General features: G+C 62.3%; 19 protein-coding genes and 1 pseudogene. 13 read left to right on the top strand and 7 right to left on the bottom strand.

Annotated elements, in window-relative coordinates; all coding sequences use genetic code 11:
• Positions 1-90: 90 nt before the first annotated feature.
• On the top strand, positions 91-705 hold the full coding sequence (locus tag ACYQ26_RS05840; protein WP_459807918.1) for a TetR/AcrR family transcriptional regulator: 615 nt from the start codon (positions 91-93) through the stop codon (positions 703-705).
• Between the two features lie 262 nt (positions 706-967).
• Here ACYQ26_RS05840 and ACYQ26_RS05835 read toward each other — a convergent pair whose 3' ends face one another.
• Positions 968-2,122 carry a methionine synthase gene (locus ACYQ26_RS05835; protein WP_459807917.1) on the bottom strand — a complete coding sequence of 385 codons (1,155 nt, stop codon included), beginning with the start codon at positions 2,120-2,122 and terminating at the stop codon, positions 968-970.
• 282 nt (positions 2,123-2,404) lie between these two features.
• Here ACYQ26_RS05835 and ACYQ26_RS05830 point away from each other — a divergent pair, with 282 nt between their 5' ends.
• Entirely contained in the window at positions 2,405-3,862 is a 1,458-nt protein-coding gene (locus ACYQ26_RS05830) for an MATE family efflux transporter (protein WP_459808283.1), read from the top strand.
• Positions 3,863-4,001: 139 nt separating this feature from the next.
• Here the strand turns inward: ACYQ26_RS05830 and ACYQ26_RS05825 are convergent, their stop codons facing one another.
• Positions 4,002-4,184 (bottom strand): hypothetical protein, encoded by a 183-nt coding sequence (locus ACYQ26_RS05825; protein ID WP_459807916.1) that lies wholly within the window; start codon positions 4,182-4,184, stop codon positions 4,002-4,004.
• Positions 4,185-4,336: 152 nt separating this feature from the next.
• On the opposite strand from ACYQ26_RS05825, the gene ACYQ26_RS05820 reads away from it, so the two are divergent.
• The 8 genes from ACYQ26_RS05820 (at position 4,337) to ACYQ26_RS05785 (ending at position 13,115) form a co-directional block, all read left to right on the top strand.
• Entirely contained in the window at positions 4,337-4,582 is a 246-nt protein-coding gene (locus ACYQ26_RS05820; RefSeq protein ID WP_459807915.1) for a HalOD1 output domain-containing protein, read from the top strand.
• A gap of 160 nt (positions 4,583-4,742) precedes the next feature.
• Positions 4,743-5,768: a thiamine pyrophosphate-dependent dehydrogenase E1 component subunit alpha gene (locus tag ACYQ26_RS05815; protein ID WP_459807914.1), complete on the top strand. Its 1,026-nt coding sequence runs from the start codon at positions 4,743-4,745 to the stop codon at positions 5,766-5,768.
• Complete coding sequence (locus ACYQ26_RS05810) at positions 5,768-6,802, top strand: alpha-ketoacid dehydrogenase subunit beta (RefSeq protein WP_459807913.1); 1,035 nt, start codon at positions 5,768-5,770, stop codon at positions 6,800-6,802. The genes ACYQ26_RS05815 and ACYQ26_RS05810 overlap by 1 nt, the downstream gene beginning before the upstream one ends.
• 13 nt (positions 6,803-6,815) lie before the next feature.
• The gene (locus ACYQ26_RS05805) at positions 6,816-7,079 is read left to right on the top strand and encodes a lipoyl domain-containing protein (RefSeq protein ID WP_459807912.1); all 264 of its coding nucleotides are present in this window, start codon (positions 6,816-6,818) and stop codon (positions 7,077-7,079) included.
• A 568-nt stretch (positions 7,080-7,647) separates the two neighbouring features.
• Complete coding sequence (locus ACYQ26_RS05800) at positions 7,648-8,862, top strand: Cdc6/Cdc18 family protein (RefSeq protein ID WP_459807911.1); 1,215 nt, start codon at positions 7,648-7,650, stop codon at positions 8,860-8,862.
• Positions 8,863-9,469: 607 nt separating this feature from the next.
• A complete protein-coding gene (locus tag ACYQ26_RS05795) occupies positions 9,470-10,885 on the top strand; it encodes an FAD-dependent oxidoreductase (RefSeq protein WP_459807910.1) in 1,416 nt (471 codons plus the stop codon).
• A gap of 114 nt (positions 10,886-10,999) precedes the next feature.
• Positions 11,000-11,482 (top strand): peroxiredoxin family protein, encoded by a 483-nt coding sequence (locus tag ACYQ26_RS05790; RefSeq protein ID WP_459807909.1) that lies wholly within the window; start codon positions 11,000-11,002, stop codon positions 11,480-11,482.
• 121 nt (positions 11,483-11,603) lie between these two features.
• Entirely contained in the window at positions 11,604-13,115 is a 1,512-nt protein-coding gene (locus ACYQ26_RS05785) for a dihydrolipoyl dehydrogenase (RefSeq protein WP_459807907.1), read from the top strand.
• 45 nt (positions 13,116-13,160) lie between these two features.
• Here ACYQ26_RS05785 and ACYQ26_RS05780 read toward each other — a convergent pair whose 3' ends face one another.
• The 4 genes from ACYQ26_RS05780 to nirK form a co-directional block, all read right to left on the bottom strand.
• Positions 13,161-15,017, bottom strand: coding sequence for a glycoside hydrolase family 15 protein (locus ACYQ26_RS05780; protein WP_459807906.1), 1,857 nt, complete (start codon positions 15,015-15,017; stop codon positions 13,161-13,163).
• Between the two features lie 228 nt (positions 15,018-15,245).
• On the bottom strand, positions 15,246-16,880 hold the full coding sequence (locus ACYQ26_RS05775) for a BCCT family transporter (protein WP_459807905.1): 1,635 nt from the start codon (positions 16,878-16,880) through the stop codon (positions 15,246-15,248).
• Between the two features lie 72 nt (positions 16,881-16,952).
• On the bottom strand, positions 16,953-17,648 hold the full coding sequence (locus tag ACYQ26_RS05770; RefSeq protein ID WP_459807904.1) for a HalOD1 output domain-containing protein: 696 nt from the start codon (positions 17,646-17,648) through the stop codon (positions 16,953-16,955).
• A 542-nt stretch (positions 17,649-18,190) separates the two neighbouring features.
• Complete coding sequence (gene nirK, locus ACYQ26_RS05765) at positions 18,191-19,285, bottom strand: copper-containing nitrite reductase (RefSeq protein ID WP_459807902.1); 1,095 nt, start codon at positions 19,283-19,285, stop codon at positions 18,191-18,193.
• Positions 19,286-19,457: 172 nt separating this feature from the next.
• Between nirK and ACYQ26_RS05760 the strand changes: the two are divergent.
• Together ACYQ26_RS05760 and ACYQ26_RS05755 are read left to right on the top strand one after the other, a co-directional pair.
• Positions 19,458-19,846 (top strand): annotated as a pseudogene (locus tag ACYQ26_RS05760) (transposase domain-containing protein); the annotation flags it as partial.
• A gap of 140 nt (positions 19,847-19,986) precedes the next feature.
• Positions 19,987-21,591: a BCCT family transporter gene (locus ACYQ26_RS05755; RefSeq protein ID WP_459807901.1), complete on the top strand. Its 1,605-nt coding sequence runs from the start codon at positions 19,987-19,989 to the stop codon at positions 21,589-21,591.
• A gap of 307 nt (positions 21,592-21,898) precedes the next feature.
• On the opposite strand, the gene ACYQ26_RS05750 is transcribed toward ACYQ26_RS05755, so the two are convergent.
• Positions 21,899-23,149, bottom strand: a complete 1,251-nt coding sequence (locus ACYQ26_RS05750; protein WP_459807900.1) for a serine hydroxymethyltransferase — start codon at positions 23,147-23,149, stop codon at positions 21,899-21,901.
• A 408-nt stretch (positions 23,150-23,557) separates the two neighbouring features.
• On the opposite strand from ACYQ26_RS05750, the gene ACYQ26_RS05745 reads away from it, so the two are divergent.
• The gene (locus tag ACYQ26_RS05745) at positions 23,558-23,719 is read left to right on the top strand and encodes a hypothetical protein (protein ID WP_164722107.1); all 162 of its coding nucleotides are present in this window, start codon (positions 23,558-23,560) and stop codon (positions 23,717-23,719) included.
• Positions 23,720-23,752 lie beyond the last annotated feature (33 nt).

Here is a 23,752-nt window from a genome sequence, read left to right as displayed (position 1 = left end):
CCTGCTGATCGGTGACCCGGTCCGAGTCGCTCGCATCACGTGTCGTCCTCGAGGCAACCGTTATATACGGTACGCCGCTGAATGCGGTATATGAGCGAGCGACAGGGGGAGGTCTCTTCTACCGATACGCGGGAGGTGATCATGGAGGCGACGTTCCGTGCGATCAGCGAGCACGGGTACAAGGACCTTCGAATGCGCGATATCGGCGAGGAGATGGACATGACCCGGCAGGTCATCCACTACCACTTCGACGGGAAGTACGATCTCATGTCCTCGTTTCTCGAGTACGTCATCGAACAGTACGAGGGGAGCGTCACCGTCGATAGCGAGGCGGATCCGAAAGAACGGCTCGACGCGCGGATCGATCAGTGCCTGTTCGGGCCCGAATTCGACGAGTTCACGCACTGGGATCGCATGAAGGTGTACCACGAACTGTTCGCTCACGCTCGAAACGACGAGCAACACCGCGAGCTCTTTAAGGACCACTACTCCCGCCTCCGAGAGAGCATCGTCGACGTCATCGAGGACGGAATCGACCGCGGCGAGTTCCGCGACGTCGACGCCGAGCGGATGGGACAACTGCTGACCGACGTGATTCACGCCGCTCGAGAGCGCCGGATTTCGCTGGGCGAGGACGACGCCCCCGAGGAGACGCGCCGGGCTATCGACGAGTTCGTTCTCGACTCGCTGTACGCCGACGAGTAGGGCGTCCCTCGATCGGAGTGCGTGAGCGAGAGCGGCTTCAAACGGAGACCGAACAACTCGTTTCGACGACCCGCCCGGAATGGAGGATAGCCACCTATTGTTCCGATATCGGCCATAGGAGTTGGTGAGAGGCCCGATTCTTGATCCATTGGACTATAACAATAGGTAGGATAGGTTCAAGAGGTACGATAGGTGGGCGAGGAAGAATAGCCTACGGACGCGGACAACAGTCGGACATCCGAAGGGGAGCGGCGACCCTCGGTCAGTAGAGCCGCTCAGTAGCGATCTCGGCGCCCTCGACGAGCGCCTCGAGTTTCGCCCACGCGATTTCGGGGTCGACCATTCCGAGGCCGGCCTGCGTGCCGAACCCGCAGTCGGGAGCGGCGACCAGCGGCGTCGAGTCGTCGACCGCGTCGGCGACGCGCTCGAGGCGATCGGCGATGGTCTCCGGGTGGTCGATGATGTTCGTCTTCACGTCGACGACGCCGGGGATCAGCGTCCAGCCGTCCGGCAGAGGATGCTCGGCGAACGCGCGGTACTCGTGCTGGTGGCGAGGGTTGGCCTGCTCGACGCTGAGGCCGGTGATGTCGGCCTCGTAGATCACCGGCAGGAGCTCGGCGAGATCCGTATCGAGGTGGTGGGGACCCTCGTAGCTCCCCCAGCAGGTGTGGAGTCGAACCTGCTCGGCGGGGACGTTCTCGAGGGCCTCGTTGAGCGCCTCGACGTGGAGCTGCGTGATCTCCTTGATCTCGTCGAGGGGCGCGTCGGCGTACGCGGCCGTCTGCCCGGTGGTGAGGAACTCGGGGGCGTCGATCTGGATCGTCAACCCGGCGTCGGCGATGCGTTCGTACTCCTCGGCCATCGCGTCCGCGACGTCGAAGAGGAACTCCGCGTACTCGTCGTAGTGGTCGTTGACGTGGGTCGCCGTGACGATGCTCGGCGACGCCGAGGTCATGAACGTGTCCTCGAAGTCGGCGTCGACGTCCTCGAGGGCCGCGAAGAACCCCTCGATTTCGGCGTCCGCCTCGTCGAGCCCGGTGTACTCGATCCGGTCGGCGACGACGGGTTGCATCGAGAGATCGATGACGTCCGTCTTGAACGTCTCCTCGGCGTACTCCGGGAACTCCTGCAGGTCGGCCCAGAGCTCCTGCTCGCGTTCGCCGTCGATCCCGCTCAGCCGGTCCTCGACATACCAGTTGAACGAAACGCGGGACTGCTCGCCGTTGTTGGCGATGTCGAGTCCGACCTCGTCCTGCCGTTCGACGACGGTTCGCGTCGCGTCCGCGACGGTGGACTCCCACTCGTCCTCGTCGACGTCTTCGCCGTTCTGGCGCTGCTCGAGAAGGTCGAGAAGCTCCGGGGGCCGCGGGAGGCTCCCGATGTGCGTCGTGCGAATTCGATCTTCGGTGTCTGTCATCGAGTACTCGTTCCAGTAATAAATATCCGCCATGATATAACCCACGGTATTCAGCCGATCACAGCCGCCGTCCTTGTCGAGACGAGCGCCGGTCGGTCGATCGCGGGTGTGAAGGCACCCCGTGAAACACAGCCACATACATATTGAAATCTCGTGACTTGTATTCGGTTCCGCTACAAAACACCAGTAACAGCACCCATACCGGTTGAACGACCGTTACATATAGCCGACATATGAAGCGTTTTAACGCTGAGACGCGAACCGTCGAGCGTGGTTTCTCGAGTGCCGAATCCGTTCCGGTGGCTGCTGCTCTCGATCGGGTACCTGCTCGCTCGGGCGGACGTCGTCGATCCGCGCCGCGTCGAGCGGACGACCGATCTCGCCTGGCCGCGAATCGTCACCGGGATCGCCCGGATGTCGAAGTCCGCGGCCGACGTGGCGATGGTCGGGATAGCGCTGGGACCCGCGGCGATCGCCGGCGTCGGATTCGCAACGCCGTACTGGGGGATCGCGTTCGCGCTCGGCGGCGGCGTCGCCGGAGCGACGATTAGCCTCGTCTCCCAGCGGTTCAGCGCCGGCGCCGACGAGGAGTTGTCGCTGGCGGTGACAACGAGCGCGCTCGTCGTCGTCGCGATCACCGTCCCGATCGCCGCCCTCTACTGGACGTTCCCCGAGGGACTGATCGCCATCGTGGGGGGCGACGGCGCGTCGGTCGGCTTCGGCGCGGAGTACCTCCACATCGTCGCGCTCGGCGTTCCCTTCGCCGGACTGAACCTGATCGGCAGCCGCACGCTCGTCGGCGCCGACGACGCGTGGACCCCGATGATGCTGCGCGCGGGCGGGGCAGTCATCAACGTCGCCATCAACGCCGTGTTGCTGTTCGTGCTCGACCTCGGCGTCGTCGGCGCGGCGATCGGGACGGTAACAGCCAACGTGCTCGTGTTGGCGGCCTTCGTCGTCGGATTCACCGTCGGTCGACTGCCGCTGATCGGCGAGTTCCCCGTCACCGTGCGTCTCGCCCGGCCGTACACGACGATCGCCGACGTCAGGGACGTGGTCGACATCGGAACGCCGCTGGTGTTCACCAACGTCGCCCGACGGGCCGCCCAGTTCCCGATGCTCGCGATCGTGGCGCTGTTCGGCCCGAACGTGGTCGCCGCCTACGTCGTCGCCCGCCGCGTGCGTGACCTGATGGACACGCCCGGCTGGGGCTTCTCGCTGGCCTCCTCGAGCCTGGTCGGCCAAGAGCTGGGCACCGGCGACGAACGCGACGCTGACAGGTACGGACGGGAAGTGCTCCGGTTCGGGACGGCGGTCTATCTCTTCAGCGCCGCCGTCGTCTTCCTCTTCGCCGAGCAGGTCGGCCGCGTCTTCGTCGACGATCCGTCGATCCTGCCGCTCGTGACGACGTTCATCGTCGTCGCCTGCGTCAGCGTCATCTTCCGCGGCGTCAGCGGCGGCGCGACCGGCCCGCTCCGTGCGAGCGGCGATACCCGCTGGCCCTTCTACGGGCAACTGCTCGGGCTGTACGTCTTCGCACTCCCGCTGGCTGCCCTCGGGGCGGTCTCGATTCCGGTTCCGATCCTCGAGGCCATCACGCCGCTCGGCATCGAAGCCCTGTACGCGGCGCTGGTACTCGAGACGCTCGTCCCCGCCGTCATCACCTACTACCGGTTCACCACCGGCCACTGGAAAGTCGTCAGCCGCAGCTATCGACCGCAGTCTTCTCACAGCGACTGACGACCCGCTCCGCGACGCCGACGCTCGAAAACGGTCGGTAGAATTCGAATCCGTCCTATAGACTGTCGGCCGGTATTTGGAGTATAATAGTGGACTTTCGCGCTGTTTCGGCCGCAAGCGGAGGATGCTAGGGCTGCGATCACTCGCCGTCGTACACCCGCGTGTATTCTAAGACGAGGCGTCCCTCGTCGTCTGTCCCAGTCTCGATTGCGAACACGTCCCCCTGATCGATATCGTATTCCCTCGAAACTGCTGCAGGAATCGTAATGTCCATCGTTGCAGTGCCGGTTCTCCCACGCACCTTCACCGTTTTCTTCGTCATCCCCTTCGAAATTCTGTAAGATGTTTAGATACGTTTTTTTAAACATCTTACGTAAAATGTACATGTACCGTAACTCGGCTGATTTATTCGCCAGCGTTAAGATACTCGATATGGTAGCCCGTCGCGGGAATGGGGACCTATCGCAGAGAGCCATGCTATACGAGATCGATACCGACGAATCCGCGAGTATCGCAGTCGTACGAGCCGTCGCCGAGTACACCGAGACGCAGCCGTCCGAACTCGAGCCGCTGTACGAACGAGTCGATCCGGACGCGTTAGATGCGCTGATCGACGGCGCAGCGGCGGGCGCTCGCGTGCAGTTCGAGTACGCGGGAACGTCCGTCACCGTCGAGCCGGGGCAGGTGTCGCTAGAGGAAGCTGCCGGGAGCGGACGGTGATCGAGGTCGAAGACGCAACGTCCATGCGCGTGATGGGTTTGTCGGATCGATCCGTAGGACACTGTCTACCTCACCTGTAACTAGGTCGTCAGATACGTTCAAGTGGGAAGTTATTGTACGACTGCGGTGTGCTATGGTATCGAGTGCCACATTACGCGATATGTTCGAGGATATGGTCACGGCCCGCTACTACGAAGAGCGGCTTCAGGAGGAATACCTGGAGGGAAAACAACCGGCCTTCGACATCTCGGCCGGGCCGATTCCGGGCGAACTCCACCTGGCAGCGGGCCACGAGGCGTCGGCGGCGGGCGTCTGTCACCACCTCCGGGACGACGATACGGTCACGGCGCCACACCGACCGCACCACATCGCGATCGCGAAGGGCGTCGATCTGAAGCGGATGACGGCCGAGATTTTCGGCCGCGAAACGGGGCTCAGCGGCGGCAAAGGCGGCCACATGCACCTGTACGATCCCGAGGTGAACTTCGCCTGTAGCGGCATCATCGCCGAAGGCTGTCCCCCCGCGGTCGGGGCGGCTCTCGCGACGAAGAAGCGAAACGGGGACGGCGTCGCCGTCGCGTTTATCGGCGAAGGCGCCATCAGCCAGGGCGCGTTCCTCGAGTCGCTGAACCTCGCGGCCGTCCAAAACCTCCCCGTCGTGTTTGTCGTCGAAGACAACGACTGGGCGATCAGCATGCCGAAAGAGCGGGTCAGCGACGTCGAAGACGGCTCGCAGCGCGCCGACGGGTTCGATCTGCCGGGCGAGCGCGTCGAGTACGACGACGCCGTCGCCGTCTACGACGCCGCGAAGGACGCGATCGGCCGCGCTCGCGCCGGCAACGGTCCGTCGCTGCTCGAGGTGCAGGTCCATCGGCGGATGGGACACTTCATGGGCGACCCGGAGAGCTATCGCCCCGACGAGGACGCCGAAGCCGCCAAAGAGCGCGATTCGATCGCCCGGCTCGCCGCGACGCTGCGAGACGACGGCGTCGACGAGGCGGACCTCGAGGAGATCCGCGAGCGGGCCCGCGATCGCGTCGACGAGGCGATCGAATGGGCGAAAGACCAGCCCAAACCCGAGCCCGACGCCGCGTACGACGACGTGTTCGTCAACCCGGAATCGGGCGTGACGAGCGACGAACCGACCCACGAACTCGCCGGTGCGGAAACCGGAGGTGACGACTGATGGCGCAGAAAGAAGCCCCGCAGACGGTCGAACGCGAACTGACGATGAGCCGGGCGATGGTCGAGGCGATCGCTCACGAGATGCGCGAGAACGACGAGGTCTTCTACATGGGCGAGGACGTCGCCGACTACGGCGGCATCTTCGACAGTACCGACGGCCTCCTCGAGGAGTTCGGCCGCGATCGCATCATGGACGTGCCGATCAGCGAGACGGCGTACCTCGGCGCCGCCGTCGGCGCCGCCCAGGAGGGGATGCGACCGATTGCCGAGCTCATGTTCGTCGACTTCTTCGGCGTCTGTATGGACCAGATCTACAACCTGATGGCCAAGAACGCGTACATGAGCGGCGGTAACGTGAGCGTGCCGATGGTCCTGACGGCGGCGGTCGGCGGGACCTACAACGACGCCGCCCAGCACTCCCAGACCCTCTACGGCACCTTCGCTCACCTCCCCGGGATGAAGGTCGTGGTGCCGTCGACGGCCTACGACGCGAAGGGCCTGCTGCACAACGCCATCCGCGACGACGATCCGGTCGTCTACCTGTTCCACAAACGGCTGATGGGAATCGGGTGGATGCCCGCACCCGACGGCCCAAAGACGCCCGTCCCGGAGGAGTCGTACACGATACCGTTCGGCAGCGCCGACGTCAAGCGCGAGGGCAGCGACGTCACCGTCGTCACGCTCGGGCTCCACGTCCACCGGGCGCTCGAGGCCGCCGAATCGCTCGCCGAAGACGGGATCGACGCCGAGGTGATCGACCTGCGGACGCTCGTCCCGCTCGATACCGAAACGGTGTGCGACTCCGTGAGCAAGACAGGACGACTGGTCGTCGTCGACGAGGACTACCGGTCGTACGGGGTCACCGGCGAGATCATCGCGAGCGTCGCCGAGGACCGGCTCGCCGACCTCGAGGCGGTCGATCGGGTCGCCGTTCCGGACGTGCCGCTCCCGTACGCTCGATCGATGGAAAACGAAGTGATCCCGGACGCCGACGATATCGAAGCGACGGTCCGGTCGGTCAACGACGAAGCATGAGCGGCGAGGAAGTATGAGCGGCGGACGAGACCCGATCGCGGTCGAGGCGAGCGACTACTGGCCCGAAGACGCGACGGAGGACGAAGGCGTCGTCGTGAACTGGTTCGCTCGAGAGGGACGGGAACTCGAGGACGGCGAGAGCATCTGCGAGATTCAAGTCGAAAAAGTCAGCGTCGACGTGTCGGCGCCTGCCGCCGGTACACTCGTCGAGATCGAGCGTGACGAAGACGACGAGATCACGCCTGCGGATACGTTGGGGTGGATCGATCCCGTTTGATCTCGAGATAACGAGGCGATCGTGGGAGTGGCCGACCGTGGGGAGGTCGACCGTGGGAGCGGCGGACCAGAGAAGAGAGTGACTATCGAGTTTGGAGTGACTGAACTCGCTTCCGATTACTTCTCTCGGTCCCGATCACCTACCGATTGCCTATCGTGATGCTGATTGTCTATCGTGAGGAGACACACACCGCGTTTCCGGTGAAAGGCTCCAGAAGCCGTCCGGATCGAATTGATTCTGAGGGACCGATGAAGGAGTATCTGTGCATCGCTATCGTACTACTTATTAACTAGAAGCGTGTAAAGTCCACTGAGTAGATCGCGTTCAAGGAATTGCGACGAAGTCGCAGTACGGAGCCACTCGAAACCGGGCTTTTTCGTCGGTCTGACGATTCTCTGACGAGGGTGCCAATACCTGTCGCAGCCGTCCGTAGTGGCTTTCCAGTGAACTCGGACCCTCATTTCCGCTGGACGTCACCCCCTGTTTCGACGCGTTTCACCGGAAACGTGGTGTGTGTGTCTCGGCGAAACGTTGAAGAGATTTCACCGGAAACACGGTGTCCAAGTAAATGTCCGACTCCGACGATCTGTTTGTTCGCACGGATCCGATCTTCGTCAACAAGGAACTCCTCGAGATCAGCCACGTCCCTGACGAAGGTCGTATCGTCGGTCGCGACGACGAAATCAGCCAGTTGGCGAGCGCGGTCAACCCCGCTATCTTCGGTCAGAGTCCGAGTAACGTTCTCATCTACGGCAAAACCGGCACCGGGAAATCGTTGTGTGCCAAGTACGTCTCGAGTCGACTCGTCGACACCGCCGAAGAAGAAGGGACGGACGCGACGTACGTCTACGTCGATTGTGCACAGGACAGCACAGAGACGCAAACCGTCCAGACGATCGCCAGTTCGGTCAATACGGACGAGACGGACATCTACATTCCCGACAAGGGGATCAGCACGGCGACGTACTACAAACGCCTCTGGCGAATCCTCGACGAGAAATACGACGTCGTGTTGATCATCCTCGACGAGATCGACAAACTCGAGGACGACGCGATTCTCATGCAGCTGTCTCGCGCCGGTGAAGCGGGAAAACTCACCAACTGCAAGGTCGGAGTCGTCGGTATCAGCAACAAGATCCAGTACAAGGATCGGATGGACGAGCGAGTGAAATCGAGTCTGTGCGAGCGCGAATTCGTGTTTCCCCCCTACAACGCGACCCAACTCAACGACATTATGGAGGCGCGAAGCGACGCGTTCCGATCGGGCGTCCTCGACGAGGGGGTGATTCCTCGAGCCGCGGCGCTCGCGGCTCGGGAGCACGGCGACGCCCGGAAGGCGATCGACATCCTTCGATACGCCGGCGAGATCGCGCAATCGACCGGCGCCGACACCGTCCGCGAGGAGTTCGTGGTTCAGGCCAGGGAACGGGCCGAGGTCGACCGGTTCAGGGAACTCATTCGCGGCTCGACGCCGCATTCGAAGTACGTCCTACAGGCGTTGACGGTCCTCTCCCTCGAACAAAAATCGGACGACTCGGTGACGCCTGAACAGGGCTTTCGAACGACTCGCATCTACGAGGTCTACGAACAGATCTGTCGCCAGGAAGGGGTCGATACGCTCTCGCTCCGTCGCGTTCGCGATCTCCTCAAGGAACACGCGTTCCTCGACGTGATCGAACAATCGCGTCACAGCGGCGGCAGCGCCGAAGGGAGCTACACCGAGCACATGCTCCTGGAAGACCCTGAGGTTGTCAAAAACGTCCTCGCTGATTCGATCGACTGAGCTGTTTCACCGGAAATCTGGTGTGATTCACTGGAAACGCGGTGTCGTTCACCGGAAACCCGGTGTGATAGCCCGCACGGAATGCCGGCTCATCCGATTCACACCGGATTTCCGGTGAAATGGCGAGAAATAGTAGATGATCGTACGTAGTTTATATCGTTTAACACATTCTGCAACTGGTACCGATTCAGCGGAAACCCGGTGTCCGACGTTACCGTTGAATGAGAGGTCTCGCTCGAGACATCGGGGACACCGGATTTCCGGTGAAACCGCTATCCGTCGTATTCCGTATGCATCTCGACCACGCTTCTGCGACGATGTGGACTGCGGGGAGCGGGCCAACGCGGCCTCGATTCTCCCACCGCGTAACGTAGTGTCTCGCTCCCGATTACACCGGAAACGCGGTGTGACGGACGCGGGAAGCCGGTCGAAGCTACGGTGGGGTCCGCTCACCCGGATCGATCGGAAACGGGTCGTCGACTGAGTTGGAGTCCCTCAGTTGCTCGATCTTCCCGGTCGCTGCTGTACGTTTCGTCCGGTTGCGTACGTTCGAGTTCGGAACGTCGACCGGCGACCGTTCAAGGGACTGGCTGTCGATCGAGTACGCATGACCGACACGTTCGTTATCGTCGGGGGAGACGCGGCGGGAATGTCCGCCGCGAGCAAAGCGAAACGCGACGATCCCGACATCGAGGTCGTCGTCTTCGAGAAAGGGGAGTGGGTATCCTACGGTGCCTGCGGCCTCCCCTACTACGTCAAGGGGGAGATCCAGTCGCTCGAACACCTCGTCTCGGTCACGCCCGAGGAGTTCCGCGAGGAACGCGACATCGATCTGCGGACGGACCACGAGGTCGTCTCGATCGATCCCGACGCGAAAACGGTCATCGCCGAACACGACGGTGGTGACACCGTCCAGCCGTACGATTCCCTCCTCGTCGCGACGGGGGCCGAGTCGGTAGTCCCGCCGATCGACGGGACCGATCTCGAGGGCGTCTACACGCTCGGTTCGATGAGCGACGGGAAAGAACTCCGCGAGTACGTCGCGCGAGCGCGGAACGGCGAGTCCTTCCAGCAGCCTGACAGAGGGCCGGCCTGTCGGTATCTCGAGGACTGTTCCGGTCCCGTCGGCGTCGTCGGCGGGGGCTACATCGGCATCGAGATGGCCGAGGCGCTGGCCGCGAACGGGTTCGAGGTCAACCTGTTCCAGCGCGGCGATCGCGTGCTGAAGGGGTTCAGCGAGGCGACGAGCGAAGCGGTCGCCGATCACCTCCGAGAGCAGGACGTTGCGCTTCATCTCGGTGCGGAGGTGGAGACGCTGTCGGGCGACGAACGCGTCGCGGCCGTCGTCACCGACGACGAGCGCATCGAGGTCGAGATGGTGCTGCTTGGAACCGGCGTTCGGCCGCGAACCGCTCTGGCCGAAGACGCCGGAATCGAACTCGGAGAGACGGGGGCGATCGAGACCGACGCCTATCGCGAGACGAACGTTTCCGACGTCTACGCGGCCGGCGACTGCGCCGAGGCGACGCACGTCGTGACGGGCGAGCCGGCGTACGTCCCGCTCGCGCTGACCGCCAACCGCCACGGCCGCGCGGTCGGGCAGACCGTCGCCGGCCGACCGACCGAAGGGGGCGCCATCGCCGGCACGGCGGCCGTCAAAGCGTTCGACGTCGAGGCCGCCCGGACCGGAATCCTCGACCATGAGGAGGCTCGAGAGGCGGGCTTCGATCCGATCAGCGAGACCGTCACGGCGAACTCTCGCGCGGGCTACTATCCCGACGGCGGGACCGTCACGATCACGCTGACCGCCGACCGCGACACTGGGCGCGTGCTCGGCGCGAGCCTGGTCAGCGAGTACGGCGAAGGTGCCGTCCACCGCAGTCACGCGGTCGTCGCGGCCCTCGAGGAGGGGGCGACCGCGTTCGACCTCGAGAACTACGACCTCGCGTACGCTCCGCCGTTCAACACCACGTGGGATCCCGTGCTCGTCGCGTCGAAGGTGCTCTCCGGAAAACTGCGATAACCCGTTTCTGTCGGGGGTCTGCCCCTCCGAGCGACCGCTCGTTCACCGCGGGACGACTGTGTCCAACGGCGCCCCTTCCCACAGCCATATCCCCCTGTGGACCCTCGGTGAAGTATGGGATTAGAAGGCGAGCAAGCACCCGATTTCACGCTTCCGAGCACCGCCGGCGACGAGGTTTCGCTCTCGGATCGACTCGAGGAAGGTCCGGCCGTCGTCGTCATCAACCGCGGGCACTGGTGTAGCTTCTGTGCGGAGCAACTTCAGACGTTCAGCGAGGTCTCCTACGACCTCTGGTTCAACGACGACGTCGACATCCTCCCGGTCGTGCCCGATCCGCTAGCGCGGGTCACCGAAATGCGAGACCGGTACGACCTCGAGATCCAGCTGCAGGCCGATCCTGACGGCGCGGTCGCCGAGCAGTACAGCGGCACCGAGGAGACGAGCCACGGTCTCACCGGCATCTCGGGGGTGTACGTCGTCGACGAGTCGGGAACGGTTCGCTTCGAACAGGTCGCGGACGATCCCGCCGATCGCATCTACGGCAACTGGATCCGGTACTTCATCCGGAACGACTACGAGGACCCGTTCGGCGAGTAGTCGAGACTCTCCGGCTACCACCGATTTGACGTGCCTGCACGCGAACTTCGTTATTTGCGAACGTGCATCGTCGGCACATGTCCGCGACAACGATTCCCGACGCCCCGTCGTTACGTCGGACGTGTCATCCCAATCCACAGCGGAGTACGATTTCCTCGTGATCGGCTCCGGATCGGGGCTGGACGTAGCGAACGTAGCCGCACGACGCGGCCGGTCGGTCGCCGTCGTGGAGAAAGGCCGGTTGGGCGGAACCTGTCTCAACCGCGGCTGTATTCCCTCGAAGATGCTGCTCTACCGCGCGGACGTCCTCGAGACGATCGAGCGCGCCGACGAATTCGGAATCGACGCGTCGGTCGACAGCGTCGCGTTCGCCGATATCGTTCGGGAAGTCAACGACGAGGTCCGCGAGGACGCCGAATCGATCCGTCGGGGACTGGAGTCGTCATCGGATCACGACCTCTACCGCGCGGAGGGTCGGTTCGTCGACGAACGCACGATCGAACTGTCGGGCGGCGAGCACGACGGCGAGCGGCTCTCCGCTGACACCGTCCTCGTCGCGGCCGGGACCCGCCCCGCCATTCCGTCAATCAACGGCATCGAGGACGTCGATTACATGACGAGCAAGGAGGCGCTCCAGCGGGAGGAGCCACCCGAACACCTCGTGATCGTCGGCGGCGGCTACATCGCGGCGGAACTGGGCCACTTCTTCGGGACGTTCGGCAGCGACGTGACGATCATCGGGCGGCGGCCGCACCTGCTGCCGGACGCGGACGAGGCGGTCGCCGCCGAGTTCACGACCCGTCTCGCCGATCGGTTCGACGTGTACACGGGATACGAAGCGACGGCCGTCTCCGAATCGGGCGGGACGGTCACCGTCGAAGCGCGACCGTATCTGGAATCCGGTGCGCAACCGTACCCGGCGCCGGAAAGCGGTGAGGGAGCCGCGGAGCGCGTCACCGTCGACGGCGACGAACTGCTCGTCGCTGCGGGACGCGTCCCCAACACCGATACGCTGGACGTGAGCGAGGCCGGCATCGAGACGGACGAGTACGGATTCGTCGAAACCGACGAGTACCTGCGAACGACCGCCGACGGGGTCTGGGCGCTCGGCGACATCGTCGGCGAGTACCTGCTCAAGCACAACGCGAACCACGAGGCGCAAGCGGTCGCCCGGAACCTCTTCGGCGACGACCTCGAGCCGGTCGACTACACGGCGATGCCGTTCGCCGTGTTCTCCTCGCCCGAGGTCGCCGGCGTCGGTGCGACCGAGGCCGAACTGCAGGCCGCCGATCGCGACTACGCCAAGCGGACGTACCGCTACGAGGACACCGCACGCGGGAGTGCGATGAAGGCCGAGGGGCTCGTCAAACCGCTCGTCTCCCTCGAGGGCGAGATCCTGGGGTGTCACATCGTCGGGCCGGAGGCGTCGAACCTCATCGAGGAGGTCGTCGTCGCGATGAAAGCCGGGTCCGGAACGGTCCGAGACATCCGCGAGTCGGTGCACATTCACCCCGCGCTCTCGGAGGTCGTCCAGCGCGCGTTCTCGGGGCAGTTCACCCGCGGCGGTCATGACCACGCTCACGATCATGGGCACGGGCACGACCACGACCACGATCACGGGCACGACCACTAGTCCGTGGCTCACCGGGACCGCTCGGTAGTCTAGTTCCGATCGCGGCTACCGTCGTGCGTCCTCGGGCAACGCGACCGGGTCGCCGAGCCGGACGCCCATCGGCGGCGGGCCGGGCGTTTCGTGGCCTCGGACGTAGCCGAGGTAGAGGGCGCTGTTGATGATCCCGATGTGACTGAACGCCTGCGGGAAGTTGCCGAGGTGGGCGCCGGTATCCGGATCGACCTCCTCCGCGATGAGTCCGAGCGGGTTCAGGTGCGACAGCAGGGACTCGAATCTGGACTGGGCCGCCTCGACGCGACCCGAGAGGGCCAACGCGTCGACCAGCCAGCACGAACAGAGGACGAACGCCCCCTCGTCGCCCGGGAGTCCGTCATCGCCGTCGTACCGATGGACGAAGACGTCGTCCGCGACCAACTCGGCTTCGATCGCGTCGATCGTTCCCCGAACGCGATCGTCGTCGAACGGCAGGAAGCCGACGATCGGGAGCAACAGCCCCGTCGCGTCGAGCGCGTCGGTCCCGTACGATTGGACGAACGCGCCGACGTCTTCGTCGTAGCCGTTCTCGAGGACGTCCGCCCGGATCACCTCGCGAGTTTCCTGCCATGCCTCCAGCGGTGCATCGTAGTCCCCGTCGGTCGCGATCGCGAGCCCGCGGTCGAGGGCGGCCCAACACATCACCTTCGAGTAGACGAAGTGTTCCACTCCACCGCGGACCTCCCAGATACCGGCGTCCGGGTCGTCCCAGATCTCGCGAACGTAGTCGACGATATCGCGGAGTCGGTCCCACTCCCCCTCGTCTAGGTCCCGCCCGTGGCGGTGCATCTCGTCGACGGCTAACAGGAGTTCGCCGTACGTGTCGTGCTGTCGTTGCTGCGCCGCTTCGTTCCCGATCCGGACCGGACGGGTGCCGCGGTACCCTTCGAGAGTATCGAGCTCCCGCTCCTCGAGGGTGGCATCGCCGTGCAGGCTGTACAGCGGCTGGATCGCCTCTGGATCGTCCGCCTGACAGAGGTCCATGAACCAGTCGAAGTAGTCGGTCGCCTCGTCGACGGTACCGAGGTTCATCAGCGCCTGGACGGTGAAGCCGGCGTCCCGCAGCCAGTTGAACCGGTAGTCCCAGTTCCGGACGCCGCCGATATCTTCGGGCAACGACGTGGTCGGTGCGGCCGCGATCGCCCCCGAATCGGCGTGCGTGAGCAGTTTGAGGACGAGTTCCGACCGGACGACCTGATCGTGCCACGGCCCCTCGAACGCGCAGTCGTCGGGGTCGCAGTCGTGGGCCCACTCGGTCCAGTAGTCGAGCGTCGCCTCCAGTGCGGCTTCGGGATCCGCATCCGCGTCTTCGGCGCCCGTACACCGGAGCAGGAACCATGCCGTCTCGTCGGCCTCGAGGGAGAACGCGCCGGTAACTTGGCCGTCGCCGATCTCGAGATCGATCGGACTCTCGAGGAGCGTCCGTTCCTCGGTGCCCTCGGCGAGGATGCCGTTCTCGGCCGGTTCGATCGTCGTCTCCGCGCGGCCGTAATCGAACTGCGGCTCGAGGTCGACGGCCCCGTCCGTACAGGCGACCTTCCGGTAGAGCACCTTCTTCGGGTGGTCGACTTGACCGGCCGGCGGCAGGAAGTCGGTCACCGTCACGGTACCCGCGCCGGTCCGGAAGGTCGTCTCGAGGACGTTCGTCGTATCGACGTAGCGTCGCTCCGTCTCGAACGACTCGGTCGGGGCGATCCGAAACCGGCCACCGTCTTCGGCGTCGAGAATCGCCGCGAGAATGCTCGGCGACTCGAGGTGCGGAAAGGGAAACCAGTCGATCGAGCCGTCCGGCGCGACGAGCGCGCACGTCTCGAGGTTTCCGACGACGGCGTAGGCTTCGATCGGCGGATACGAGCCGGATTCAGTCACCGGCACCACCCGCAGCGCGATCGGCAGTGGTTCCGAGAGCCGAGGTGATGTCCATATGGTCTCGGTCGGGAACCAGGAGGAAAAAAGCGGACCACGCCACGGACGGGACTTCGAATAGCCGGGCGAATTCTCGAAACTTATCGTAGGGTAAGCCTCACGGGACTTGCCCGTGACCCGTCGTAGGAGAGCGTCCGTTCCCAAACTCGTCTACGACTGTTACTTCTGCAGTCAGTCTTTGCGCTGGGACTCCTCGCTGCGTTGTGACTCCTCGTGGAATTCCGGCTTGGACGACCGTTTTTGCTCGGCAGAACTTTCGAATATCGGCGTGAGTTTCCGAAATTCGATGCTCATGGTGGCGATAGCGAGCATCGCGATCACGACGAACGGAAGTCCCGAAAGAATTGCTAACGATCGCAGTGCCGGGACTCCCCCTCCAACGATGAGTAGCGACGCAAGAATGCCCATCAGTGTTCCCCAGATGATGCGGTTGAGACTAGACGGCGATTCTTTCCCACCGGTCGTTAACATCCCGAGTGCAAGCGTCGAGGAATCTGCCGACGTGAGAAAGAACGTGGTGATAAGAACCGGGAACAGACCGCTCAGCAGCGGTCCCAAGGGCAACGCATTAAATAACGGAAATCCGGAGATGGCAACGCCGTGTGCTGAAATCTCTTCAAGCAGGTTGACGCGGCCAGAGCGTTGGAGCCAGATAGCTGTCCCACCCATCGTGTAGAACCAGGGGAGCGTCCCTGCTGTTGCCCCGAAGATGGTTGCAGCAGCCACTTCGCGTACGGTTCGCCCGCGAGAGATACGCGCGACGAACAGGCCACCGAACGGCGCCCAGGAGAACACCCACGCCCAGTAGAACACGGTCCAGGAGCCGATCCATCCGTCGGTCTCTCCTATTCCGGTGTACAGACTCATCTCGAAGAAGTCGTCGAAATACCCTCCCGTCGCTTGCACTCCTAAGTTTATTATAAAGTTAGTCGGCCCTACGAGGAACGTGAGCACTCCCAGAACAGAAAATAGAATAACATTAAACAGCGATAATCGCCGAATCCCCCGTTCAACTCCTAGGACTGCCGAGAGCGTGAAAACGACCGTTAACCCGGAGATGAGGAGGATCGCTTCTGTATTTCCAAATGTTATTCCGGTGGTGTATTGAACGCCGCTGAGGAGCTGGCTCCCGATGAACCCCAACGTCGTCGTGATACCGCCGATAGTGACGAGCACTGCGAGGATATCGAGTAGTTTCCCCCAGACGTTGTCGAGCCCGTCAATGCCGACGAAAGGCACGAGAAGCGTCGAGATCCGTAACGGGGCCTCGTACCTGTACGAGAGGAACGCGATCGGGATCCCGATTATAGCGTAGGGGATTAGATAGTAAATCCCCCAATGAAAGAGCGTGTACTGGACCGCTCCTGCTGCCGCTGCAGGCACCTGTGACTCCGCATTGATTATCGGCGGGACGTCGTCGTAGTGAAACAGCGCCTCCGCCGGGCCCCAGAACACGATGCCCGCCGCGATTCCCGCCGAGAACATCATCGCGAAGAATCCAAAGAGTGTGAACTCCGGGTCCTCTGCCGGCTTTCCCAGCGTGATGTCCCTCCACTTCCCGAACAACAGGAAGAGGACGAACAGTAGCATGAGAAACATGGTGACGATGTAGATCCATGCGTAGTTATATTTAATATGATCAGTAATAGAAAGAACCACTTCTATCGATAACTGAGGGTAGGCGAGAAACGTTACTATGGCTGTGAGAGAGAGTGCAAACCCTGCGACAAAAATCGTCGTGTCGAGCTCATTAACGAACTCCGATACGCTCGATTTCCCGCGTCTGCGGCTATCTTCTGAGCTCATACTCAACCACTTTGACACTTAACACGTATTCCGAGCTAAATTACGTGCAGTAGATGGTCTGAGTAGAGGGTTCTAGCGAGGTGCGGTTAGCGGTGGGTCTGAATTCCAGACGTCGCGAACAACGTCAGTGGCGTTGGAATTCGGAGTGCTCTCACGGATAGTGATCTTCCCCTGCTCGTCGACAGTTATTCGATGATCCGAGTGGACGAACTCCAGGGAAACGGGGGAGAGGTCGTCTCGCTCGCTCGCATAGTCGCCGAGTATGTTGAGGATTTCAGGATCGATACTCTCGTAGAGCGGAGTGATCTCCGCCGGTCGAGTATTTTTGATTGCGGCGAGAGCCTTGGCGAGCACGACTGTGAGAGAGGGATCGTCCTCGAAGTCGTGATGACAGGTGAATTCTTCTGACGACTCCTCGAGTCTGCTACTCTCGCTGAACGGGCGGATGAAAGAGAGCGTCGAGGAACTCGTTTCGTCTCGGCGCAGAACTATTTTTCCCGTGCCGTCGACGGTTATCTGGTACCCCTCGTGGGAGAAGGTGAGGCTCACCGGTGGTGATCCGTCGCTCGCGTCTGCACACTTCGAGAACGAAGTAAGCAGTTTCGGCTCGAGACTACCGTATATCGGATCGATATCGATCGGGGAGCAGTTTTCGGCGCTCGCTATCGCATCGACGACCGATATCAACAGCTTCTCTTCACTATCAAAATCGTGGTAGAACGTGCTAGAACCGTGATAGAACGTATTTTTTAACTTTCTTAGATCCATTATTGCGTAGTTCGGACAACGACTGTGGTGAAAACATTTTTGTATACTTCATGATGTGTGCCACGGTATAGATAGGGGAAACCGCAAGACGTGGAACCAATGACGTGGCAATATCAGCCGTGAAACCTCAACCTATCACCAGATATGAGTGTCGTCCACTCAATAAGATGAACTGAGTCGGCTGCTTCAGCACATTTCTCTCGAGAGGAGACCGTCACAACGTTCATCACTACAGACGTAATAACCGCTGCGACCCCGTTCTCCGCCAGAAGCGCTTAACTAACCAGTGCCGGACTCGGCGAAAAGAGGAGCAGACGACAAGTCAACGAACGTACCAGTACGTTCGACGATTGGCGACTTCGCCTCGACGACTGATGATCGGACACGGACCGTCTTCAAAGAGCTACTTAAGTACGCCTCCGGGTACAGCCGACAGCATCGACGGCAGTCCGTTCAACAACTCCTTCGAAACGTCGAGAAAGAAGGGTTGTCGTCTCGACGTCAGTTCGACACCCACGGACTCGAGCGGTCCTCGAGTCCCGTCACGGATCCTCGTCGTAGACGTCGCGGGTGGGATCGCCGCTGACGTCGATGACGCCGAGCGCGCCCCGGCGGGCCGCGCGGGTCAGCGCGTGGTCGACGATTTTGACCGGGCCGGGGACGGGGAACTCCATCTCGCCGGCGGCCGTGGTGCCGGGTGCGACCGGCGCGGTCTCGATGTTCCGGTCGGGCTCGCTGAGCAGGTCGCCGTCGCGGTAGTAGTTGCTCCAGACATTGCCGATCGGGTGGAGCGAACTCAGCAGGTTCGGCCCGCCGTTGGCGAAGTAGACCCGTGCGGTCTCGCCGGTCTGGGCCTCCATGGGGACGCCGCCGTCAGGGGTGAACCCGTATGCCTGGCCGTTGAAGACGACGTAGGTCGGCTCCTCGTCCATCATGGCGTCGAAGTCGAAGCTGTGGTGGCCTTCCTCGCCGACGTCGCCGTCGGTGTAGATCTCGTGTTGGCCGAGGTAGTACTCGTTGTCGACCTCGGGCAGGCCGTCCTCGGGCTCGACGAGGATCGAGCCGAACATGCCCGAACTGATGTGCTGGTCCATGTTCGGGATCGCGCAGTGGTAGATGAACACCCCCGCGTAGTCGGCGGTGAAGCTGATCTGCGTGGGATCGTCGCCGGGAGCGATCGTCGTCGCGTCGGCGCCGCCGCCAGGCCCGTAGACCGCGTGGAAGTCCATGTTGTGGGCGGCCACGTTCAGGTCTTCGGGAACCTCGAAGGTCAGGTTGACGCGGTCGCCGCGGCGAACCCGGATCATCGGGCCGGGGACCTGCCCTTCGAAGGTCATGTAGTCGAACGTGACCCCGGGCTCGATCTCGGCGGTCACCCGCTCGGTCTTGATCGTCACGTCGTGCTCGCGGGGCTCGTCCCAGTCGACGGGGGCCGGGATGTCGGTGGGATCCCGCGCGATGCGGTCGACGTCGATGCTCTTCGCCGGCGGCAGCCCTTCATCGCCCTCAACCGCCGGCTGGTCGGTTTCCTCGCTGTTCCCCTGCGTGACGCCGCCGAGGCAGCCGGCCACTGCTACCGCGCCGGTCGCCCCGATCGCCTGCATCACGTGCCGTCGGTTGAGTTGGGATTGGGTCATTGGCCTTCTCCTCACTCGGTAGTAGCGGGGAGAGACGTACAGCAGCATCGACGATTCCCAGGATCAAGTAAACGATCTGACTCGTCCCACGATATCGTGGTCATTTAAGTACGGGCCATATGAACCGCCAGTGTTCGAAGCCCTACCGCTCGAGTTCCGCGGGGTGTCCGTGCCGTCGCGGGCCGCGGTTGATGAATCGTTGTCAGGACCTATGGCAGACGATATTGTATATATACTGCAAGAAAACTCGAGCCGAAACGCCTTCTCGAGGTCGCGGTCTTTGGACGGCGAAGCACCGACCCAGCTACCGCGTTTCTGCATGAAATCGCCGAGAAACACGCTCTCTCCGACGTTGGTTTCTGATCGATGGTGCTAGCTTCTAACTACCCTCTCCCGTTTATGATTGAGCAATCACTTCGACTACGTCGATCGAAACCGCATCGAAAGCGGTTCTACCCGTTCAAAATGCAGATCGACCGCTTCCATAATTCGTGGGTCGGCAGTCGGGCGATCGCTAGGGAGTCTCTTGAACAGACCGGACACTACTGCAACCCGAAGTGACTGAACCAGTCACTCAACGGACGGATTCCAGCGGTGATGCTAAACGAGACAGTACCGGTAGACAGAACTACCTGACTAATAAATACCCGACATATTCCCCATATATATTCACACGTAATGCTTGTGAGAAAGAGCAACAGATGAAAATACAGAATGCCGTAGAACGATTTACCGGGGAACTAGATGTGGGAGTGTTTAGCATCGGCTTCGGCGTATCGCTGATAGCGATCGTCGTGTTCTTCCTCAACCCTGCGGCGTCCGCCGAAAAGATGGGGGCGGTCAACGAGTACCTCTGGTCGGAGTTCATGTGGGTATACGTCTTCTCGATGTTTCTAATGGTCGTATTTTGCCTGTGGCTGATGTTCGGTCCGTGGGGAGACATCAAGCTCGGTAATCCGGACGAATCGCCCGAATTCAGCACCCCTGCGTTCTTCGCGATGATGTTCTCGGCGGGTATCGCGGCGGGTATCGTATTCTGGGGCCCGGCGGAGGCGCTGTTCCACTACGACACGGTTCCGCCGATGATCGGTGCAGAGTCGCAGACACAGGCGGCGGCGGTCGGCGCGATTCAGTACACGCTATTCCACTGGGGTATCTCGTACTGGGTTCCCTACCTGATCGTCGCGCTTCCGATCGCCTTTTTTGCGTACCGACGAGACGCGCCGATGCGTATCTCGACGCTACTGGCTCCCTTCATCGGCGTCGATAATCTGGACCGTCCAATCGCCAAGGTAGTCGATATCCTGGCGGTGTTCGCGACTATCGGCGGTATCGCGACGACGCTGGGTTTCGTCGGAAGTCAGTTCCTGACCGGCCTGCAGTACAACTACGGCGTCACTCTCGGCGATGGCGGTACCATCCTCGTCATTACGGGGATGACACTGGCGTTCACTCTCTCGGTCGTTCTGGGCGTCAAGCGTGGCATCCGGAAGGTTTCGATGTTCAATATGTACGGGTTCGTTGTGCTGTGTCTGGCCACGTTTCTGCTGGGGCCGACGACCTACATCATGAACACCGGCCTGCAGGCCATCGGCGAGTACGCCAACAGTTTTCTCCGGATGAGCCTGTACACGAACGCTTCGGGGTCCGGCGAATGGGTCGGCAGCTGGACCGTGTTCTACTGGGCGTGGGTGTTCTCCTGGGCGCCGTTCGGCGGCCTGTTCGTCGCGCGCATCTCTCGCGGGCGGACTATCAAGCAGGTGACCGCGACGGCGCTGGTGGGAGCGACCGTGGCTACCATCCCGTGGTTCCTGACGATGGGGGGAACGGCGATCCACTTCGAACGGACCGGTGCGGCGCCGATGCTCGCTGCCGTTTCGGAACACGGCGTCGCCGTCTCCGGGTTTCCGCTGTTCGCCAACCTGCCGCTTGGATCGCTGCTGTCGCTGGCCTTCATGGTGCTCGTGATAACGTTCTTCGTGACCTCCGCCGACTCCTCGACGCTGGCGCTGGGGATGCTCACGACCGGCGGCAAGGAACATCCCTCGACCATCAATCGCGTGCTTTGGGGTGGCTTGATGGGCGGTCTCGCGTCGCTGCTCATCGTCGGCGGCGGCATCGACGCGCTGCGCTCCTCTGCTATCATCACCGGCGGACCGTTCGCCATCATCGGCGTCCTGTCTATCGTCGGGATGTGTCTGGAGTTCCAACGTCTCCGTCCGGTCCTGCAGACGAACACCGGCGATCCGTCTCCTACGACCGACGAGCAGTCGTCCGCGCTTGCGACGAACGCGGACGACGACTAACATCATCGGCGGTCCCTTCGCCGTCATCGGTATTCTCGTAATGCCGGCGATCAGCTATCCTCGCCGCGATAGCTACTCGGTGTTCTGCGGCGTTGATCGTTCGATTCCGCGTCGAACCAGTCAACGGGACTCGACGCTCCAAGAAGGATCGCAGCGCAAGGGTCAGACGATTCTACAGAAGCGTACCTGACGGCGAGAGCGGTCGTGCCAGGGGGCCCAATTGAAATCGAGAGACGACCGTGCGGTCGTAGCGACGGAACGCATCAGTGCAGCCGACGTCGTCCCTCGAGGGACGATAGCCCGCCCGCTACTCGTAGATGGGGAACTGCTGGCAAAGGTCCTCGACCGTCGAAGCGACCCGGTCGTGAACGTCCTCGTCTTCGGGATTGTCGAGCACGTCTACGATAAGGTCGGCGACGGTCTCCATCTCCTGTTCTTCGAATCCCCGGGTCGTGAGCGCCGGCGTGCCGACGCGGATCCCGCTTGTCACCATCGGCGACCGCGTCTCGCCGGGGACGGTGTTCTTGTTGACGATGATGTCGACGTCGGACAGTAGCTCTTCGGCCTCCTTTCCCGTGATGTCGGGGTGGGAGTCACGGAGGTCGACGAGCGTGAGGTGCTTGTCCGTTCCACCGCTCACCAGTGAGAGTCCTCGGTCGTTGAACGTATCGGCGAGCGTATTCGCGTTCGCTATCGTCTGCTCAGCGTAGGACTGGAACTCGTCGGTGCTCGCTTCTGCGAACCCCGCGGCCTTGCCGGCCACGCTGTGCATCAGCGGCCCGCCCTGTGCGCCGGGAAACACTGCGGAGTCGATGTCGTCCGCAAACTCCTCGTCGCACATGATGATGCCGCCGCGGCCGGCGCGGATCGTCTTGTGGGTCGAGCCGGTGACGAAGTCCGCGTGCTCGACTGGCGACGAGTGAACGCCGGCCGCAATGAGGCCGGTCACGTGAGCGATGTCCGCGAGGTGGTACGCGTCGACCGCATCCGCGATCTCGCCGATGCGGTCGTACTCGAATTCGCGGGGATACGCCGACGAGCCGCTAACGATGATGTCAGGGTCAAACTCGCGCGCGTGACTCTCGAGGTCGTCGTAATCGATGTACCCCGTCTCGGGGTCGACCTCGTACTGTTCGACGTCGTAGAGTTGTCCCGAGAAGTTGACGTTGTGACCGTGAGAGAGGTGTCCGCCGTGGGACAGCGATAGTGACAGTATCTTATCGCCCGGTTCGAGCACGGAGAAGTAGACGCCCATGTTGGCCTGCGTCCCGCTGTGAGGTTGCACGTTGGCGTGGTCGACTTCGAACAGTTCCGTCGCACGCTCGATAGCGAGTTCCTCGACCGTGTCGACGTGTTGGCAGCCGCCGTAGTACCGGCCGCCGGGATACCCCTCGGCGTACTTGTTCGTGAGGACACTCCCCTGTGCTTCGAGCACGGCTTTCGAGACGTGATTCTCGGAGGCGATCATCCCCAGCGTCGATTCCTGCCGCTCGCGTTCGAGGTCGATTGCCTCGGCCGTATTCGGATCTATCTGCTCGAGTGATTGGTCGAACGCCATAGCTAGACGTCGATCATGGGCGGTAAGTATCTTGCGTGCAGCTGGCATCTAACCACAAAAAATAACGTATCTGACGTTATGTGCCGGTAAACTCGCGCACCGCCGGGCTTTGGGAGACAGGCGCAGATATCGCTATCGCCGAAGCGCGCGATACGTACCGACGAGGATCCGGCGGCCGTGAGCGCGTCCAGTCAGGCAACGACAAACGGTGAGTTGCGTTTCACCGCGGACCGGCTCTCGCTTACGACCGACGGCGAACTCCCCGACGATGCACTGGTCGATGGCAACAGCGTCTCGAAAGCGACTTTCCGACGACGAGGGTACGACCGGCCTGGTCGACTCCCATACAGTCGGCCGTTGCTCGGTTCGACCGATACGCCTTTTCTATTTGGCGTGATACGGTCGTCCATGTGTCAATACTGTAGCTACCGGTACCACGACGGCTGGACGCAGTTATTACAGTACGACGACGTGTACCAGAACACCATCAGTACGGAGTCGGAAGCGACGTACGGGTTCCACGAATCGTGGGACGAACTTCGGGAGGAAGTCGGCTACGGCGCGTCCTGACGGGGTACGTGATCGAGCGAGATCCAGCCAGAT

Source organism: Halopiger thermotolerans (genome assembly GCF_054654555.1).
This window is presented reverse-complemented; position numbering and strand designations above follow the sequence as displayed.

What these genes read in the sequence shown, in the direction of transcription:
- ACYQ26_RS05840 (WP_459807918.1), top strand. Translation starts at nt 91, where the DNA reads ATGAGCGAGCGACAGGGGGAGGTCTCTTCTACCGATACGCGGGAGGTG.
- ACYQ26_RS05835 (WP_459807917.1), bottom strand. Translation starts at nt 2,122, where the DNA reads ATGACAGACACCGAAGATCGAATTCGCACGACGCACATCGGGAGCCTC.
- ACYQ26_RS05825 (WP_459807916.1), bottom strand. Translation starts at nt 4,184, where the DNA reads ATGACGAAGAAAACGGTGAAGGTGCGTGGGAGAACCGGCACTGCAACG.
- ACYQ26_RS05820 (WP_459807915.1), top strand. Translation starts at nt 4,337, where the DNA reads ATGCTATACGAGATCGATACCGACGAATCCGCGAGTATCGCAGTCGTA.
- ACYQ26_RS05815 (WP_459807914.1), top strand. Translation starts at nt 4,743, where the DNA reads ATGTTCGAGGATATGGTCACGGCCCGCTACTACGAAGAGCGGCTTCAG.
- ACYQ26_RS05810 (WP_459807913.1), top strand. Translation starts at nt 5,768, where the DNA reads ATGGCGCAGAAAGAAGCCCCGCAGACGGTCGAACGCGAACTGACGATG.
- ACYQ26_RS05805 (WP_459807912.1), top strand. Translation starts at nt 6,816, where the DNA reads ATGAGCGGCGGACGAGACCCGATCGCGGTCGAGGCGAGCGACTACTGG.
- ACYQ26_RS05800 (WP_459807911.1), top strand. Translation starts at nt 7,648, where the DNA reads ATGTCCGACTCCGACGATCTGTTTGTTCGCACGGATCCGATCTTCGTC.
- ACYQ26_RS05795 (WP_459807910.1), top strand. Translation starts at nt 9,470, where the DNA reads ATGACCGACACGTTCGTTATCGTCGGGGGAGACGCGGCGGGAATGTCC.
- ACYQ26_RS05790 (WP_459807909.1), top strand. Translation starts at nt 11,000, where the DNA reads ATGGGATTAGAAGGCGAGCAAGCACCCGATTTCACGCTTCCGAGCACC.
- ACYQ26_RS05775 (WP_459807905.1), bottom strand. Translation starts at nt 16,880, where the DNA reads ATGAGCTCAGAAGATAGCCGCAGACGCGGGAAATCGAGCGTATCGGAG.
- ACYQ26_RS05770 (WP_459807904.1), bottom strand. Translation starts at nt 17,648, where the DNA reads ATGGATCTAAGAAAGTTAAAAAATACGTTCTATCACGGTTCTAGCACG.
- nirK (WP_459807902.1), bottom strand. Translation starts at nt 19,285, where the DNA reads ATGACCCAATCCCAACTCAACCGACGGCACGTGATGCAGGCGATCGGG.
- ACYQ26_RS05755 (WP_459807901.1), top strand. Translation starts at nt 19,987, where the DNA reads ATGAAAATACAGAATGCCGTAGAACGATTTACCGGGGAACTAGATGTG.
- ACYQ26_RS05750 (WP_459807900.1), bottom strand. Translation starts at nt 23,149, where the DNA reads ATGGCGTTCGACCAATCACTCGAGCAGATAGATCCGAATACGGCCGAG.
- ACYQ26_RS05745 (WP_164722107.1), top strand. Translation starts at nt 23,558, where the DNA reads ATGTGTCAATACTGTAGCTACCGGTACCACGACGGCTGGACGCAGTTA.